Raw genomic sequence first — 16,600 nt, 5'->3', positions numbered from 1 at the left:
GAGCGGGGCCGGGAACCTCACGGTTCCCGGCCCCGCTCGTTCGTCGACGGTCAGTAGCCGCCGGTCTCCTCGCTCACCGGTGCCGAGCCCGGCTCCTCGTCGAACCCGGCGAGCACCTTCGCCGTCCCGGAGAGCCCGAGCCGCGTGGCGCCGTGCTCGATCATCGCGAGCGCGTCGGCGAGCGTCCGGACCCCGCCCGACGCCTTCACGCCGAGCCGGCCACCGACGGTCTCTGCCATCAGCGAGACGGCGTGGGTCGACGCACCACCGGAGGGGTGGAAGCCCGTCGACGTCTTCACGAAGTCGGCCCCGGCAGCCTCCGCCGCACGGCAGGCGGCGACGATCTCGTCGTCGGTCAGCGCGGCCGACTCGATGATGACCTTGAGGATCCGGCCGCCGGTCACCGCGGCTCGCACCGCGGCGATGTCAGACCGCACGGCGTCGAACTCTCCGGCCTTCGCGGCGCCGACGTCGATCACCATGTCGACCTCGTCCGCCCCGTGCTTGACGGAGAGCTCTGCCTCGGCCGCCTTGATCGAGCTGTGGTGCTTGCCCGACGGGAAGCCGCAGACCGTCGCGACGGCGAGCCCGCGCTCTCGCGTGGTGGCGGGGTCGAACGGCAGCATCGTCGGCGAGACGCACACGGAGAAGACGCCGAGCTCGACCCCCTCCTCCACGAGTGCGGCCGCGTCGGCGTGGGTGGCCTGGGGGGTCAGGAGGGTGTGGTCGACGAACTTCGCCAGCGACGCCCGGTCCAGAGGGGTGGTGGTCACAGCTGTGCTCCTTCGATCTTCTGGAAACCGGGCAGGACGACGTCGTCGACGAGTGCCCGTCGCTCGTCGTGGTGGATGAACGCGCTCCACGCGGCGGTCAGCGTGACGTCCGCGAGGTCGTCGATGGTCCACCCGCACTCCTGCACGAGCAGCGTCATCTCCTGCGTCATCGAGGTCCGCGACATCAGCCGGTTGTCGGTACTGAGCGCCACCGCGAAGTCGAGCTCCTTGAGCCGGTTGATCGGGTGGTCCGCGATCGAGGTCGCGGCACCGGTCTGGACGTTCGAGGAAGGGCAGACCTCGAGGGTGATCTGGTGGTCACGGACCCAGTTCGCGAGCGGGCCGAGGGTCGCGGTCCGGGTGCTCTCGTCGAACGCGACGTCCTCGAGGATCCGGACGCCGTGCCCGATGCGGGTCGCCTGGCCGAGGTGCACGGCCTCCGCCACGGAGCCGACGCCGTCGGCCTCCCCCGCGTGGATCGTGACGGGGAAGTTCTGGTCGGCGAGGTAGCGCCAGGTCTCCGGGAAGCGTGAGGGAGGGAATCCGAGCTCGGCGCCGGCGATGTCGAAGCCGACGACGCCGTTCTCCCGGTTGGCGACGGCGAGCTCCGCGATCTCCGTCCAGCGGTCGGCATGGCGCATCGCCGTCACGAGCTGGCCGACCTGGATGCCCCTGCCCGCCTCGGCGGCGACGGCGATGCCCTCCTCGATGCCCACCTGGACGGCGTCGACGGTCTCCTGCAGGCTCAGACCGCGCTGCAGGTGCTGCTCGGGCGCCCAGCGCAGCTCGGCGTACACGACCCCGTCCGTCGCGAGGTCGACGACAGCCTCGCGGGCGACGCGACGCAGCGCGTCGGCGGTCTGCATGACCGCGATGGTGTGGTCGAACGTCTCGAGGTAGCGCGGGAGGGATCCCGAGTCGGCGGAGTTGGCGAACCACGTCGCCAGGGCCTCGGCGCCGTCCGCGGGCAGGTCGTGCCCGACGTCGGCGGCGAGCTCGATGACGGTCTGGGGCCGGAGCCCGCCGTCGAGGTGGTCGTGGAGCACGACCTTGGGCAAGGCTGCGATCTGCGCCTCAAGCTCGGTTGGTGTCATGGCCATTACGCTACCCGCCGCAGGGGCCCGTGCGCGTCCTGTCGTGGGTGTTCTGCGCCATCTCCGGCACGAGCATCCACGCGATCCGCCACCATCCTCCCCAGGCCCGCCGCCGCGCGGCGAGAGCCTCTCGCCCCGGCCCGAGGACGTGCTCCTCGCGAACCGAGGTCATCGCCCCGGACGAGGGCTCGTACAGGTGCCAGGTCGCGCGGCCGACCGGCCCCGTGACGTCGACGAGCAGGACGACGTGCCGCGGCACCGCGCGAGCCGCGCCCCCGCGCGTGTCCCCACCCACGTAGAGGGGCACGGGAACTCCCACGCGGGCCCAGTCCGCGAGTTCGAGCAGTGCCCGGCGACCGCGCGGGGTGTCGTCCGCGACGACCTGGTGCCGGTAGCGCACGGGCCCGTACCGCGCCTCGCGCGCCAGCCCCCACGGCGGGATCCCGAGCGCCCGTGGCCAGGCCTGCATGCCGCCGGCCCGTGGCCAGGGTGCGCCCACCACGAGCGACGTCGCCCGTCGTCGCAGGTCGTGCTGACGGCCGGTTGCCGTCGAGAGATCGCCACCCGCGACCGCGAGGACGGCGAGGACCGCCGCGCCGCAGGTCGTCGCGTCGACCTGTCGTACCGGGTCGACGGGCCGTCGATGTTCGGGCAGGTCGCTGCATGACGACGGGGGCAAAGGTACCGGCCGTCGCCCGCCGCCGCACCGGACGAGCACGTCCGAGAGGGACCGAGGCACGTCACGCGGTCATGTCGATCAATGACACGACCGTCACGGCTACACCGAGAACCGCGAGCGCCATCACGAGCCCGGCGAGCCGGACCAGAAAGGACCAGGACCGGAGCCGGCCGTGGCTCGGCATCCCGCCGTCGGGGCTCCGGAAGATCGCCGGGACCAGCACCATGACGCCGACGAGGGCGGCGAGGACGGTGAGGACCGGCTGGTCGAGCCGGACCGCGGTCGCGGACAGGACCATCGCCCCGACGGCCATCGCAAGAATGGTGCGCTGCCACGAGAGTGCCGTGCGCTCGGGCTGCAGACCCGGATCCCACGGCTCCCCGGGGAACCGCGGGTCTCGACGTCGCCGGGGCAACGACATCCTCATTGCAGGGCTGCCATCACCGCATACACGGCAAGTCCGATGCCCAGACCGACGACGCCGGTCACGAGGACCGGCAGGACGGTCGGCTGGGGCAACGGTTGCCCGAGACGGAGCGCACGCTCGTTGCGTCGCCAGGCGACCAGAGACCAGAACGCGACGGCGCCGCCGGACAGGCACGCGATCCCGGCGACGACGTCCAGCACGCTCGACAGGTCCGCGAAGGTCGCGAACGACGTCAGCGCGATGCCACCCGCGACGAGGCTCAGGCCCGTGCGGACCCAGGCGAGCGCGGTGCGTTCGTTGGCGAGGCTGAACCGTGCGTCCGGGTCGGTGCCCACCCCGTAGACGGAGGTCGGCTTCCGGCCCTCGGGATCGCTCATCCCTCGCTCCGTACCTCGTCGATGACGACCGGCCCGCGGCCCGGGGCACCGTCGCCGACACCCCATGCCCCCGCGAGCGACTCGTGCGCGCGGGCGAACCGCTCCGGCGTGTCGGTGTGCAGCGTCATCAGGGGGTCACCGGCACGGACGGTGTCGCCCGGCTTCGCGTGCAGCTCGACCCCGGCCCCGGCCTGGACCGGGTCCTCGCGGCGAGCGCGCCCGGCGCCGAGGCGCCAGGCCGCCACCCCGACGCCGTAGGCGTCCAGGTGCGAGACGACGCCGTCGCGGTCGGCGCGGACGACGTCCTGGTGCCGGGCGACCGGCAGCGGGGCGTCGGGGTCTCCATCTTGCGCCCGAACCATCGCCTTCCACGCGTCCATGGCACGCCCGTCGGCGAGCGCCGCCCGCACGTCGTCCTCGGACTGCGGCCGACCCGCGCCCGCGAGCATCTCGACGGCCAGAGCCACGGTCAGGTCGACCACGTCGGACGGCCCGCCGCCGGCCAGGACCTCGACCGACTCCCTGACCTCCAGGGCGTTGCCGGCCGTCAGCCCGAGCGGTGTCGACATGTCGGTCAGCAGCGCCACGGTCCGCACGCCCGCGTCGGTGCCGAGGTCCACCATGGTCCGTGCCAGCTGACGCGCGTTCTCCAGGTCCTTCATGAACGCGCCGGACCCAACCTTCACGTCGAGGACGAGTGCCTCCGTGCCCTCGGCGATCTTCTTGCTCATGATCGAGCTGGCGATGAGCGGGATGGCCTCGACCGTGCCCGTCACGTCCCGGAGCGCGTAGAGCTTGCGGTCCGCGGGGGCGAGCCCGGACCCGGCCTGGCAGATCACGGCACCGACGCCGTCGAGCTGCGCGAGCATCTCCTCGTTCGACAGCGCCGCCCGCCACCCGGGGATCGACTCGAGCTTGTCGAGGGTGCCGCCCGTGTGCCCGAGGCCACGCCCGCTGAGCTGCGGGACCGCGACGTCGAAGACGGCGACCAGCGGCGCGAGGGGCAGCGTGATCTTGTCACCGACGCCGCCCGTGGAGTGCTTGTCCGCCGTCGGGCGCGAGAGGCTCGAGAAGTCCATCCGCTCGCCGGAGGCGATCATCGCGCCCGTCCACCGGGAGATCTCGTCGCGGTTCATCCCGTTGATCAGGATCGCCATGGCCAGGGCCGACATCTGCTCCTCGGCGACGATCCCGCGGGTGTAGGCGTCGATCACCCAGTCGATCTGCCCGGGGCTCAGCTCTCCCCCGTCACGCTTGGTACGGATGACGTCGACGGCGTCGTGGCTCTCGGTGCTCATGTTCGCTCCAGGTCCTCGGCCCCGAAGGCGTCCGGCAGGATCTCTGCCATGCCTCGCAGCCCGCGGGGGGTTTCTACGGTCAGTTCGGCGCCACCGTGCTCCCAGAGGAGCTGGCGGCAGCGCCCGCACGGCATGGTGACGGATCCGTCGCCGCCGACGCACGTGAACGCGACGAGACGCCCGCCGCCGCCGACCACGAGGTCGCCGACGAGCGCGCACTCCGCGCACAGCGTCACGCCGTACGAGGCGTTCTCGACGTTGCAGCCGACGACCGTCCTGCCGTCGTCGACCAGCGCCGCCGCCCCGACCCGGAATCCCGAGTATGGGGCGTAGGCGCGGTCCATCACGTCACGCGCGGCGGCGCGCAGGGCGTCCCAGTCGGGCTCCGTGCTCGTCGCGCTCACGGCCTCACCCCTTGATGTACGGCTCGCCGGCGGCTGCCGGACCGCGGACGCGGCCCACCAGCCCTGCCACGGCGAAGATCGTCACGATGTACGGCAGCATCAGCATGAACTGGTTCGGGATCGGCGTCTCGAGGACACCGAGCACCTGCTGGAGCTTGTCGGCGAAGCCGAACAGGAGAGCGGCCAGCAGCGCGCCGACCGGGTTCCAGCGCCCCAGGATCAGGGCCGCCAGGGCGATGTACCCCTTGCCGGCGGTCATCTCCTCGCCGAAGGCCCCCACGGAGCCGACCGTGAAGAACGCCCCGCCGAGGCCGGCGACCATCGACCCGAGGAGGACGTTGTGCCACCGGGTCTTCTCGACGTCGATGCCCACCGTGTCCGCGGCCTTCGGATACTCGCCGACCGCACGCATGCGCAGCCCCCACCGGGTCCGGAAGAGACCGATCGTCAGGAGGATCACCGCGACGTAGAGGATGTACACGAGGATCGACTGGCGGAAGAGCACCGGCCCGATGATCGGGATGTCCGAGAGGATCGGGATGTCGATGACGCCCAGACGCGGCGGCGAGTTGAGCGTGCTCGCGTTGTCCTTCAGCAGCGACCCGAAGAAGAACGTCGTCAGACCGACCGCGAAGACGTTCAGCACGACACCGACGATGATCTGGTTCACGTGGTACTTGACCGTGAACAGCGCGAGCATCGACCCGATGATCAGCCCGAAGAACGGCGCCGCGACCAGGCCCACGTAGGCGTTGTCGGCGATCGAGGCGAAGACCGCGGCACCGAACGCGCCGGTCAGGAGCTGCCCCTCGATCGCGATGTTCACGACTCCGGCGCGTTCGTTCAGCAGACCGCCCAGTGCGCCGAAGGCCAACGGGACGGCGAGGAGCAGAGAGCCCTGCAGAAGGCTCACGATCGACGTCGACTTGTCGGCGACCGCCCACGTGAGGAACGTCAGCACCCACAGCACACCGAAGACGGCGAGCAGCCAGGTCGGCGTCTTTCGGCCGGCGCGCACCAGGATGAACGAGTACACCGCGAGAGCGAGGATGACGATCGACAGCGCGATCCCGGTCGCCCGGGTCGGGAGCTCCAGCGCGGGGATCTGGATGGCGTCCGCGCCGGTGGAGATGCGGAACGTCGTGACGGCGCCCGCCGGGCCGAGCAGTCCGAAGAGGACGAGGGCGACGACGCCCAGCACCCCGAGGACGATCGGCACCCGCAGCGACGGCTCGGTCTTGACTGCCGCGGAGTTCTGGACATCCATGGTGGTGGTCATGCCGCCACTCCCTTCGAGAGACCGCGCGGTGCAGGCAGGTGGAAGATCGCCCGGACGAGCGGCGGTGCCGCGATGAACAGCACGACGAGCGACTGGATCACGAGCACGATGTCGATCGGTGTCCCCGTCGAGACCTCCATGACGCGCCCGCCGACGTTCAGCCCGCCGTAGAGCAGGCCGGCGAAGAAGATCCCCATCGGCTTGGACCGACCGAGCAGGGCGACGGTGATGGCGTCGAACCCGAGCGAACCCGCGATGCCGTCGGTCAGGAACTTCTCCGTCCCGAGCACCTGCGTCGCACCGGCGAGGCCGGCGAGGGCACCCGAGACCACCATGACGAGGATGAACGTGGTCGTCACGTTCATGCCGGCGGTCCGTGCGGCGTGCGCGTTCGAGCCGACGGCCCGGAACTGGAAGCCGATCGTCGACCGGGTCATGAGCCACCAGACGAACACCGCGGCGGCGATCGCGAGCAGGAAGCCGGCATTGAGCCGGAAGCCGTCGCCCAGGAGGAGCGGAAGCTGGGCGCTCGACGCCACGCTCGGCGACTTGGGCTGGTTGCCCGTCGCGAACGCGCTCGTGGTCAGCAGGTACTGCAGGAGGTACAGCGCGATGTAGTTGAGCATGATCGTCACGATCACCTCGTGCGCACCCGTACGCGCCTTGAGGAACCCGGCGATCCCGGCCCAGATCCCACCGGCGATGATGCCGCCGAGCAGGCAGAACAGGAGGTGGATGCCGGCCGGCAGGTTCCAGGTGAAGCCCAGGAACCCGGCGAGGGTCGCACCCATGATCACCTGGCCCTGGGCACCGATGTTGAACAGACCCGCGCGGAACGCCACGGCGACACCGAGGGCCGCGATGATCAGCGGCGTCGCGAGCGTCATCGTCTCCGTGATCGGCCGGAAGAAGCCCGCGGCGTCGGTCGCCTGGTAGTTCACGACCGCGCCGCGGAACATCGCGGAGTACGCGTCCGAGACGGCCGACCAGGCCGCGCCGAAGAAGTCCGAGGGCCGGGCGAAGATGTAGCCCGCAGCCTCCTGGACGTCCGGGTCCACGAGCAGGATCAGGATCGCCCCGACCACGAGCGCGAGGACGAACGCGAGCACCGTCACGCCGAAGCCGCCGGTCGCGACCTCGCGCAGCACCTGCGACGCCCGGCTGCCCGTCCCGGCGGTGTGCTCCGGAAGGTTCTTGTCCGGCACCGGCGCCTGGGACTCAGGGGGCGGTGCTGTCGTCTCGCTCACTGGTCGTCTCCCTCGTGCTGCGTGGCCCGTTCACGGGCGGTTTCCAACGGGACGCCGGCCATCATGAGGCCGAGGACCTCCCGAGGCGTGTCCGCGTCGACGATTCCGACGATCGTCCCCTCGTACATCACGGCGATCCGGTCGGCCAGCTCGGCGACCTCGTCGAGCTCCGTGGAGATGATCATCACGGGGGTGCCGGCGTCGCGTTCCGCGACGATCCGCTTGTGCAGGAACTCGATCGAGCCGACGTCCACGCCGCGCGTCGGCTGGCTCGCGACGAACAGCTTCAGCGAGCGCGACAGCTCGCGCGCCATGACGACCTTCTGCTGGTTTCCACCCGAGAGCCGTCCGACCTCCTCGGCCGGTCCCTGCGTGCGGATGTCGAACTCGTCGATCCGCTCATCCGCGTTGCTGCGGATCGCGGCCAGGTTCATCGCGACGCCCTTGGAGTACGGCGACCGTGAGACGAGGTCGAGGACGAGGTTCTCGGCGACGGTGAAGTCGAGGACCAGTCCGTCGACGGTCCGGTCCTCGGGGACGAACCCGACGCCCGCGGTCAGCACCTGGTCGGGGCGCAGGCCGCGCAGCTCGCGGCCGTCGAGGGTGATGGACCCGCCGGCCGACTCCTGCACGCCGAGGATCGCCTCGGTCAGCTCGGTCTGCCCGTTGCCCTGGACTCCGGCGACCGCGAGGATCTCGCCCTGGGCGATCGAGAACGAGACGCCGTCGACCACGCGGTTGCCGACCCCGTCGATCACCGTCAGGTCGGAGACGTGGAACGTCTCCTCGCCGCGCTGCGGCGGTGCCTTGTCGACACCGAGCGACACGGCGCGGCCGACCATCATGTCGGCGAGCTCGCCCACGGGCGCGGTCGGCTCCGCCGTCCCGACGACGGCGCCACGACGGATCACGGTGATCCGGTCGGCGACCTCCTGCACCTCGCGCAGCTTGTGCGTGATGAAGACGATCGAGGTACCGGACGCCGCCAGCTGACGCATGATCTCCATGAGATCGTCCGTCTCCTGCGGGGTCAGCACCGCGGTCGGCTCGTCGAGGATGAGCACCTTGGCGTCGCGGGCGAGCGCCTTGACGATCTCGACGCGCTGCTGGACGCCCACGGGGAGGTTCTCGACGACGGCGTCGGGGTCGAGCCCGAACCCGAAGCGCTTGGAGAGCGCGACGACGTGCTCGCGGGCGGCGTCGAGGTCGAGCAGCCCGGCCCCGCGGGTCTCCTCGTGGCCGAGCATGACGTTCTCGGCGACCGTGAAGACGGGCACGAGCATGAAGTGCTGGTGGACCATGCCGATGCCGGCACGGAGCGCGTCGCCCGGGCCGTCGAACTCACGGACCTCGTCGTCCAGGAGGATCGTGCCCTCGTCCGCCGTGTAGAGGCCGAACAGGACGTTCATCAGCGTGCTCTTGCCGGCTCCGTTCTCACCGAGCAGGGCGTGGATCTCGCCCTCCTCGACGACGAGATCGATGTGGTCGTTCGCGACCAGCGGGCCAAACCTCTTGGTGATGCCACGCAGTTCGAGCTTCACGGAGCCCTCCTTCCGGGCGTCGCGGCTTTGCGACCTGAATCAAAGACTAGTGGGACACGGGCGAGCCGACCCGGTGGCCCGGGCCGGCTCGCTCGTGATCGTGCGGCGCTGTGTCAGGGAGCGCTGGGCGACTCGACGACGATGCTGCCGTCGATGATCTCCTGCTTGATCGCGTCGACCTGGTCCTTGAGCTCCTGCGGGACGGTCTCCTCGAAGTCGTGGAACGGCGCGAGGCCGACGCCCTCGTTCTCCAGCGTTCCGACGTAGGCCTCGTTCGAGAACTCGTCGTTCACACCGGTCGTGATGACGTCCTGGACACCGGCGTCGATGCCCTTCATGACCGAGGTCAGGATGATGTCGGAGTAGTCCGGGTTGGTCTCGACGCCGTCGGAGTCGACCCAGATGACCGAGACACCGTCGGCGTCACGAGCAGCGGCGAGCGTACCGAGGCCGACCGGCCCGGCGACGGGCAGGACGACGTCCGCACCCTGCTCGATGAAGGTCTGCGTGAGCTGCTGGCCCTGCGCCTGGTCCTCGAAGTTGCCGACGAAGGAGCCGTTCTGGGCCTCCTTGTCCCAGCCGAGCGTCTTGACGTCGGTGCCGTTGTCCTCGTTGTACTTGGCGACGCCGTCGACGAACCCGTCCATGAAGATGGTGACGGTCGGGATCTGCAGCCCGCCGTAGGTGGCGACGGTCCCGGTCTCGCTCATCCCGGCGGCGACGTAGCCGGCGAGGTAGGAGGCCTGGGCGGTGTCGAAGCTGAGCGGCTTCACGTTGTCGAGCTCGATCGGGTTGCCGTCGGCGTCCTGAGCGGTCGAGTCGACGATCGCGAACTCGGTGTCAGGGTTGTCCGTGGCGGCGTCACCGGTGGCGGTCGCGAGGAGGAACCCGACGGTCACGATCATGTCGCAGCCCTCGGAGACGAGGTTCGTGATGTTCGGCGCGTAGTCCGCGTTCGCCTGCGACTCGGCGGTCTGCGTCTCGATGCCGAGCTCGTCCGACGCGGCGTCCAGGCCCCGCTTGCCCGACTCGTTGAACGACTTGTCGTCGAAGCCGCCGGCGTCCGAGACCATGCAGGCCTTGAAGTCCGAGTTGTCGGCGCCGTCGGCGCTGCTGCTGTCGTCCTCAGGGGCTGCGCCGCAGGCGGCGAGGGCGAGGGCGGAGAGGGTGGCCACGGCAGTGACCTTCGCTGCTCTCTTCACGGGTGAACTCCTTGCGTGGGGTGAATGGACGTCGGCTGCTGGGGTTCGCCCTCTTCCGGGAAACATCCCCGGGTCACACCGGTCCGTTGTCTAAACACTGTATCCACCCGCACACGCTCTGCACGTTACTTCCAGGTAACGCCAGAGTTTGTTACACAAGCGTCACCGGTCGTCTCGTGCCGGACGGCGACGTGTCCACGAAGTGGGACTACTCACCCGTCGCGATGCGCGCCAGGAGCGCGACACCGACGTCGATCGCCTGCTCGTCCACCCGAAGGTCACCCTGGTGGATGTCGTAGGAACGACCGCCGGGGGCACGGGTGCCGAGGCGCGCGAGCGCTCCCGGCACCTGCGTCAGGTACCAGGCGAAGTCTTCCCCGCCGAGCGACTGTTCCGTCAGGATCACGGACCGCGGGCCGAGCACCGCACGGGCGGCGGACTCGACCCGACCCGTCGCGGCCTCGTCGTTCTCCACCGGCGGAACGCCTCGCGTGTGATGCACCTCGGCTGTGACGTTGTACGGCGCGACGACCTGGCCGACGGCGGACTCGAGCACGCTGGCCGCGTGCTCCCAGGCCCGCCCGTCGAGGCATCGCAGCGTGCCACGCGCCACTCCCGTCGTCGGGATCGCGTTGTGGGCGTCGCCGGCGTGCACGGCGCCCCAGGTCAGGTTGGTGCCGGACCGCGGGTCGAGCCGGCGGCCGAGCACGGCCGGGACCTGCGTGACGACCTGGGCGAGCGCGAAGACGACGTCACCGGTCAGATGGGGCCGGGACGTGTGCCCCCCGGTCGACCCGAGCGTGACGGAGATCTGGTCGGCCGCCGCCGTGATGGGTCCGATCCGGGTACCGACGGTGCCGACGTCCACCTTGGGGTCGCAGTGCAGTGCGTAGATCTCGTCGACCCCGTCAAGCGCACCCGCGGCGATGACGTCCGGCGCGCCACCGGTCATGATCTCCTCGGCGGGCTGGAAGATGCAGCGCACGCCGCGTGCGAGCTGTCCCTCGGCGTCGAGCTCGGCGAGTACCAGCGCCGCCCCGAGCACGACGGTCGCGTGGACGTCGTGGCCGCACGCGTGCGCGACGCCGTCGACGGTCGAGGCGAACTCCTGCTCGCACGTGTCCGTGAGCGGGAGCGCGTCGATGTCGGCGCGGAGCGCGATCCTGCCCTGCCCGGGCGCCACCTCGCCGACGTCGACCACCAGCCCGGTCCCGGGCAGCAGCCGGGGCTCGAGGCCGGCCAGCCGCAGCCGCTCGGCCAGGACGCGCGTCGTGCGAACCTCGGTAAACGCCACCTCCGGGTGCGCGTGCAGGTCTCGCCGCACCGCGACCAGCTCGTCGTGGAGCGTGGCTACCAGGGTGCGGATCCGGTCGGTCACGACGTTATGAGGGCTCACCCCGCCAGGGTAGACGCCGGTCTGCCGACCGTTCCCCGGTGTCCACCTAGAGCAGCTCGTCGAGCCCCTGCTCGTGGAGCAGACCCACCATGTCCTTGACCTGCTGCGCGCGAGCGCGCGTCGTCACGAGGACGACGTCGGGGGTGTCGACCACGACGACGTCGTCGAGCCCGAGCACGGCGACGGTGCGATCCCCCGGGACGACGACCGAGCCCGCACTCTCCAGCCGCACCACGGACGAGGTGTCGCCGAGCACCTTGGAGCCGGCACCGTCGTCGGACGGCAGCAGTGCGGCCAGGGAGTTGAAGTCCCCGACGTCGTCCCACCCGAAGGTGCCCGGGACGACGCCGACCCCGCCGAGCGCCGCGACCGGCTCCGCCACGGCGTGGTCGATGGCGATGCGCTCGAGACCGGGCCACACGGCGTCGAGCACCGCGTCACGCTCGGGCGTGTCCCAGGCGGCGGCGATCGTGCGCAGCCCGTCGTGGAGCGCGGGCCGCTGCTCCGCCAGGTGGCCGAGGAGCACGCTCGTCCGCGCGACGAAGATCCCGGCGTTCCACCGGTACTCCCCCGAGGAGAGGTACTCGCGTGCCGTCGCGGCATCGGGCTTTTCAGTAAAGCCCCGGACATTCCGGGCGGACGGCGCCGCAGCCACGCCGAGCGGTGTCCCCGACCGGATGTACCCGAACGCCGTCGACGGGCGCGACGCGGCGATGCCGATCGTGGCCACGTACCCGTCACGGGCCGCGGCGACCGCCTCGTGCACCGCGTCGTCGAACGCCTCACGCCCTGAGATCACCTGGTCGGCCGCGAAGGACCCGAGCACGACGTCGCCGTGCCGCTCGGCGAGGACGGCGGCCGCGAGGCCGATCGCCGCCATCGAGTCCCGGGGCGACGGCTCGGCGAGGATCTGGTCGGAGGCGAGCCCCGGCAGCTGCTCGCGAGCCGCCGGGACGTGGGCGGTACCGGTGACCAGGACGATCCCCTCGTCACCGGCGAGCGGAGCCAACCGGTCGACCGTCGCCTGCAGGAGCGTGCGACCGCTCCCGGTCAGGTCGAGGAGGAACTTGGGCGTCTGCCGACGGGAGAGCGGCCAGAGCCGCGTCCCTGCGCCGCCCGCAGGTACCACGGCGTAGAAGTCCTCGATCGGCCCCGCTGCTTGTCCCATGCGTCGATCATAGTGACGACGCGGACGTGGCGTCCGTCACATATTGAGACGAACGCCCGTCAGAATCGGGGGCCGCGGCTCTACGTCCACAACTTATTCACTACAGTGGTCCGGAGAACGGACAACTCCTGACGCGTCCGCGCGCTCCGACGTCGGACCGCGACCCGCCAGGACGCGTCGCCATCGGATCCGTCACAGGAGGCCAGACCGTGCCAAGTGCACCCGCTGGCACGCTGTACCGCGGCCACGAAGGAATGTGGTCCTGGGTCGCGCATCGCGTGACTGGCGTGCTGATCTTCTTTTTCCTACTCGTGCACGTGCTCGACACGGCACTGGTCCGCGTCTCGCCCGAGGCGTACAACGCCGTGATCGGCACGTACCAGACACCCATCATGGGGCTCGGCGAGGCCGGTCTCGTCGCCGCGATCGTCTACCACGCCTTCAACGGCATCCGCATCATCCTGGTCGACTTCTGGACCAAGGGCCCGAAGTACCAGCGGGTCATGCTGTGGGTCGTCGTCGGCGGGACCGTCGTCACCATGGCCGGGTTCCTGCCCCGCCACCTGATGAACGTCTTCGGAGGTGGGCACTGATGGCCACGACCGCTCTCGCCGCACCGCGTTCGCCCTACGCCCGCCAGAAGATCACGCGGTCGAACTTCGAGCTCTACAGCTGGATGTTCATGCGCGTCTCTGGCGTCATCCTCATCGCTCTCATCTTCGCCCACCTCTTCGTCAACCTCATGGTCGGAGAGGGCGTGAAGGCCATCGACTTCGGCTTCGTCGCCGGCAAGTGGGCGAGCCCCTTCTGGCAGATCTGGGACCTGCTGATGCTGTGGCTCGCGATGATCCACGGGACCAACGGTGTGCGCACGATCATCAACGACTACGCGGAGCGCGACGGCACCCGCCTGGTGCTCAAGCTCCTCCTCTACGTGGCGTTCACGATCGTCGTCGTCCTCGGCACCCTCGTGATCTTCACCTTCGACCCCTGCCCCGCCGACGCTCCAGCCGAGTTGCTCGCGTCGTTCTGCACGGCCTGACGCCGCGACAGTTCCCACTCACCCGGAGGAGGCATCGTCCCCGATGCAGACCCACCAGTACGACGTCGTCATCGTCGGTGCCGGAGGTGCCGGCATGCGCGCGGCGCTCGAGGCGTCCGGCGAGGTCCGGACAGCCGTCATCACCAAGCTCTACCCCACGCGTTCGCACACCGGCGCCGCCCAGGGCGGCATGTGCGCCGCCCTCGCGAACGTCGAGGAGGACAACTGGGAGTGGCACACGTTTGACACCGTCAAGGGCGGCGACTACCTCGTCGACCAGGACGCGGCCGAGATCATGGCCAAGGAGGCGATCGACGCGATCATCGACCTCGAGCACATGGGCCTGCCGTTCAACCGCACCCCCGAGGGTCGCATCGACCAGCGCCGGTTCGGCGGGCACACCCGCAACCACGGCGAGGCGGCCGTGCGTCGCTCGTGCTACGCGGCGGACCGCACCGGGCACATGATCCTGCAGACGCTCTACCAGAACTGCGTCAAGCAGGACGTCGAGTTCTTCAACGAGTTCTACGTGCTCGACCTGATCACAGACCACGACCTGTCGACCGAGGACATGGCCGACGGGGCCGAGGTCAACGCGACCGGCGTCGTCGCCTACGACCTCGCCACCGGCGAGATCCACGTGTTCCAGGCCAAGGCGATCATCTTCGCCACGGGCGGCGCGGGCAAGATCTTCAAGACCACCTCGAACGCCCACACGCTGACCGGTGACGGCATGGCGCTCGCGCTGCGTCGCGGGTTCCCGCTCGAGGACATGGAGTTCTTCCAGTTCCACCCGACAGGCCTTGCCGGTCTCGGCATCCTGCTCTCCGAGGCCGCACGAGGCGAGGGCGGGATCCTCCGCAACTCGGACGGCGAACGCTTCATGGAGCGGTACGCACCGACGATCAAGGACCTGGCACCGCGCGACATCGTCGCCCGGTCGATGGCGAACGAGGTCCGCGAGGGACGCGGCTGCGGTCCGAACAAGGACTACGTGCTGCTCGACCTCACGCACCTCGAGCCGTCGCACATCGACGCCAAGCTCCCGGACATCACCGAGTTCGCACGGACCTACCTCGGCATCGAGCCCTACACGGACCCGATCCCGGTGTACCCGACGGCGCACTACGCCATGGGCGGCATCCCGACGAACGTCGAGGGCGAGGTCCTGCGCGACTCGCACAACGTCGTCAAGGGCCTCTTCGCGGCCGGCGAGGTCGCCTGTGTGTCGGTCCACGGCTCCAACCGCCTGGGCACCAACTCGCTGCTCGACATCAACGTCTTCGGCAAGCGCGCCGGCCGGAGCGCCGCCGCCTACTCGAAGACGGCGTCGTTCCACGACCTGCCGGCCGACGCCGCGGACCGGACGATCGCCCAGCTCGACGAGATGCGCGACCGCCCCGAGGGCGAACGCGTGGCCGAGGTGCGCAAGGCCCTCCAGGAGACGATGGACGCGAACGCCCAGGTGTTCCGCACCAAGGAGTCGCTCGACCAGGCGCTGGCCGACATCCGTGAGCTCCAGGCCCGGTACAAGAACGTCTCGGTCCAGGACAAGGGCCAGATGTTCAACACCGACCTCCTCGAGGCCCTCGAGCTCGGGTTCCTCCTGGACCTCGCCGAGATCACCGTCGTCGCCGCGATCAACCGCAAGGAGTCGCGCGGTGGGCACTACCGCGAGGACTTCCCCGATCGCGACGACACGAACTACATGTTGCACACCATGACGTACCGCCGTCCGGCGACGGCGGGCGACACCGTGGACGGGACGGTCGAGAACTACTTCGACCACGTCGAGGAGTTCGGGGACTACAAGATCGTCCTCGGATCCAAGTCGGTCACCCAGACGCGGTACGAGCCGATGGAGCGGAAGTACTGATGACTGCGACCCTGGACACCACCGCAGAGGCCGAGAACAAGCCGGCCGCCGGCGAGATCCCGTCCTTCGACGTCACGCTGAAGATCCAGCGCTTCTCCCCCGAGGTCGGGCCCGACCCCTGGTGGGACGAGTTCACCATCACGGTCCACGGGACCGACCGGGTGCTCGACGCGCTCCACAAGATCAAGTGGGAGGACGACGGGACGCTCTCGTTCCGGCGCTCCTGCGCGCACGGCGTGTGCGGATCCGACGCGATGCGCATCAACGGTCGCAACCGCCTGGCGTGCAAGACGCTCCTCAAGGACGTCAACCCCGACAAGCCGATCATCGTGGAGCCGATCAAGGGCCTGCCGGTCCTCAAGGACCTGATCGTGGACATGGAGCCGTTCTTCGCCTCCTACCGCGAGATCATGCCGTTCTTCATCAACAAGGGGAACGAGCCGTCCAAGGAGCACCTGCAGTCGTCCGAGGAGCGCGAACGCTTCGACGACACGACCAAGTGCATCCTCTGCGCGGCGTGCACGAGCTCGTGCCCCGTGTTCTGGACCGACGGGCAGTACTTCGGCCCCGCGGCGATCGTCAACGCCCACCGGTTCATCTTCGACAGCCGGGACGACGGCGCCACGCAGCGTCTGGAGATCCTCAACGACAAGGAGGGCGTGTGGCGCTGCCGCACGACCTTCAACTGCACCGAGGCCTGCCCGCGCGGCATCGAGGTCACCAAGGCCATCCAGGAGGTCAAGCGGGCGATGATCACCCGCGCCTTCTGATCCACGCACGGTCCGACGGCGCCGCTC

At 70.0% G+C, this 16,600-nt stretch carries 17 protein-coding genes; 4 read left to right on the top strand and 13 right to left on the bottom strand.

The window, feature by feature from the left end; all coding sequences use genetic code 11:
* Nucleotides 1-50 precede the first annotated feature (50 nt).
* From deoC to Q343_RS0104470, 13 genes are all read right to left on the bottom strand, one after another.
* Complete coding sequence (gene deoC, locus Q343_RS0104535; protein ID WP_043109242.1) at nt 51-773, bottom strand: deoxyribose-phosphate aldolase; 723 nt, start codon at nt 771-773, stop codon at nt 51-53.
* The gene (locus Q343_RS0104530) at nt 770-1,867 is read right to left on the bottom strand and encodes an adenosine deaminase (protein WP_029252399.1); all 1,098 of its coding nucleotides are present in this window, start codon (nt 1,865-1,867) and stop codon (nt 770-772) included. Before Q343_RS0104530 ends, deoC begins: the two co-directional genes overlap by 4 nt.
* Before the next feature lie 10 nt (nt 1,868-1,877).
* On the bottom strand, nt 1,878-2,546 hold the full coding sequence (locus Q343_RS0104525; protein WP_155990626.1) for a hypothetical protein: 669 nt from the start codon (nt 2,544-2,546) through the stop codon (nt 1,878-1,880).
* Nucleotides 2,547-2,607: 61 nt separating this feature from the next.
* Nucleotides 2,608-2,961 (bottom strand): DUF202 domain-containing protein, encoded by a 354-nt coding sequence (locus tag Q343_RS13845; protein WP_211248962.1) that lies wholly within the window; start codon nt 2,959-2,961, stop codon nt 2,608-2,610.
* 8 nt (nt 2,962-2,969) lie between these two features.
* Nucleotides 2,970-3,350 carry a YidH family protein gene (locus Q343_RS0104510; RefSeq protein WP_029252396.1) on the bottom strand — a complete coding sequence of 127 codons (381 nt, stop codon included), beginning with the start codon at nt 3,348-3,350 and terminating at the stop codon, nt 2,970-2,972.
* Entirely contained in the window at nt 3,347-4,648 is a 1,302-nt protein-coding gene (locus Q343_RS0104505; protein WP_029252395.1) for a thymidine phosphorylase, read from the bottom strand. Before Q343_RS0104505 ends, Q343_RS0104510 begins: the two co-directional genes overlap by 4 nt.
* The gene (locus tag Q343_RS0104500; RefSeq protein ID WP_029252394.1) at nt 4,645-5,052 is read right to left on the bottom strand and encodes a cytidine deaminase; all 408 of its coding nucleotides are present in this window, start codon (nt 5,050-5,052) and stop codon (nt 4,645-4,647) included. The genes Q343_RS0104505 and Q343_RS0104500 overlap by 4 nt, the downstream gene beginning before the upstream one ends.
* Before the next feature lie 4 nt (nt 5,053-5,056).
* Nucleotides 5,057-6,331, bottom strand: a complete 1,275-nt coding sequence (locus Q343_RS0104495) for an ABC transporter permease (protein ID WP_029252393.1) — start codon at nt 6,329-6,331, stop codon at nt 5,057-5,059.
* Entirely contained in the window at nt 6,328-7,578 is a 1,251-nt protein-coding gene (locus Q343_RS0104490) for an ABC transporter permease (protein WP_029252392.1), read from the bottom strand. Before Q343_RS0104490 ends, Q343_RS0104495 begins: the two co-directional genes overlap by 4 nt.
* Nucleotides 7,575-9,119, bottom strand: coding sequence for an ABC transporter ATP-binding protein (locus Q343_RS0104485; protein ID WP_043109237.1), 1,545 nt, complete (start codon nt 9,117-9,119; stop codon nt 7,575-7,577). Before Q343_RS0104485 ends, Q343_RS0104490 begins: the two co-directional genes overlap by 4 nt.
* A 113-nt stretch (nt 9,120-9,232) precedes the next feature.
* On the bottom strand, nt 9,233-10,321 hold the full coding sequence (locus tag Q343_RS0104480; protein WP_029252390.1) for a BMP family lipoprotein: 1,089 nt from the start codon (nt 10,319-10,321) through the stop codon (nt 9,233-9,235).
* 208 nt (nt 10,322-10,529) lie between these two features.
* Nucleotides 10,530-11,717, bottom strand: a complete 1,188-nt coding sequence (locus Q343_RS0104475; protein WP_052366851.1) for an amidohydrolase — start codon at nt 11,715-11,717, stop codon at nt 10,530-10,532.
* A 46-nt stretch (nt 11,718-11,763) separates the two neighbouring features.
* Nucleotides 11,764-12,885: a mannose-1-phosphate guanylyltransferase gene (locus Q343_RS0104470; RefSeq protein ID WP_029252388.1), complete on the bottom strand. Its 1,122-nt coding sequence runs from the start codon at nt 12,883-12,885 to the stop codon at nt 11,764-11,766.
* Between the two features lie 209 nt (nt 12,886-13,094).
* Here Q343_RS0104470 and sdhC point away from each other — a divergent pair, with 209 nt between their 5' ends.
* From sdhC to Q343_RS0104450, 4 genes are read left to right on the top strand one after another with little or no spacing between them, the layout of a single operon-like run.
* Nucleotides 13,095-13,478, top strand: a complete 384-nt coding sequence (sdhC, locus tag Q343_RS0104465; protein WP_081829603.1) for a succinate dehydrogenase, cytochrome b556 subunit — start codon at nt 13,095-13,097, stop codon at nt 13,476-13,478.
* Entirely contained in the window at nt 13,478-13,927 is a 450-nt protein-coding gene (gene sdhD, locus Q343_RS0104460) for a succinate dehydrogenase, hydrophobic membrane anchor protein (RefSeq protein WP_029252386.1), read from the top strand. The genes sdhC and sdhD overlap by 1 nt, the downstream gene beginning before the upstream one ends.
* A gap of 43 nt (nt 13,928-13,970) precedes the next feature.
* Nucleotides 13,971-15,803, top strand: coding sequence for a succinate dehydrogenase flavoprotein subunit (gene sdhA / locus Q343_RS0104455; RefSeq protein ID WP_029252385.1), 1,833 nt, complete (start codon nt 13,971-13,973; stop codon nt 15,801-15,803).
* Nucleotides 15,803-16,573 (top strand): succinate dehydrogenase iron-sulfur subunit, encoded by a 771-nt coding sequence (locus Q343_RS0104450; RefSeq protein ID WP_029252384.1) that lies wholly within the window; start codon nt 15,803-15,805, stop codon nt 16,571-16,573. Before sdhA ends, Q343_RS0104450 begins: the two co-directional genes overlap by 1 nt.
* Nucleotides 16,574-16,600: the final 27 nt, after the last annotated feature.

This window comes from Paraoerskovia marina DSM 21750 (genome assembly GCF_000701465.1).
GTDB lineage: Bacteria > Actinomycetota > Actinomycetes > Actinomycetales > Cellulomonadaceae > Paraoerskovia > Paraoerskovia marina.
This window is presented reverse-complemented; position numbering and strand designations above follow the sequence as displayed.

Bases quoted from the DNA above. Each gene is read 5' to 3' on its own strand.
- Q343_RS0104530 (WP_029252399.1), bottom strand. From the start codon at position 1,867: ATGACACCAACCGAGCTTGAGGCGCAGATCGCAGCCTTGCCCAAGGTC.
- Q343_RS0104510 (WP_029252396.1), bottom strand. From the start codon at position 3,350: ATGAGCGATCCCGAGGGCCGGAAGCCGACCTCCGTCTACGGGGTGGGC.
- Q343_RS0104505 (WP_029252395.1), bottom strand. From the start codon at position 4,648: ATGAGCACCGAGAGCCACGACGCCGTCGACGTCATCCGTACCAAGCGT.
- Q343_RS0104495 (WP_029252393.1), bottom strand. From the start codon at position 6,331: ATGACCACCACCATGGATGTCCAGAACTCCGCGGCAGTCAAGACCGAG.
- Q343_RS0104470 (WP_029252388.1), bottom strand. From the start codon at position 12,885: ATGGGACAAGCAGCGGGGCCGATCGAGGACTTCTACGCCGTGGTACCT.
- sdhD (WP_029252386.1), top strand. From the start codon at position 13,478: ATGGCCACGACCGCTCTCGCCGCACCGCGTTCGCCCTACGCCCGCCAG.
- sdhA (WP_029252385.1), top strand. From the start codon at position 13,971: ATGCAGACCCACCAGTACGACGTCGTCATCGTCGGTGCCGGAGGTGCC.
- Q343_RS0104450 (WP_029252384.1), top strand. From the start codon at position 15,803: ATGACTGCGACCCTGGACACCACCGCAGAGGCCGAGAACAAGCCGGCC.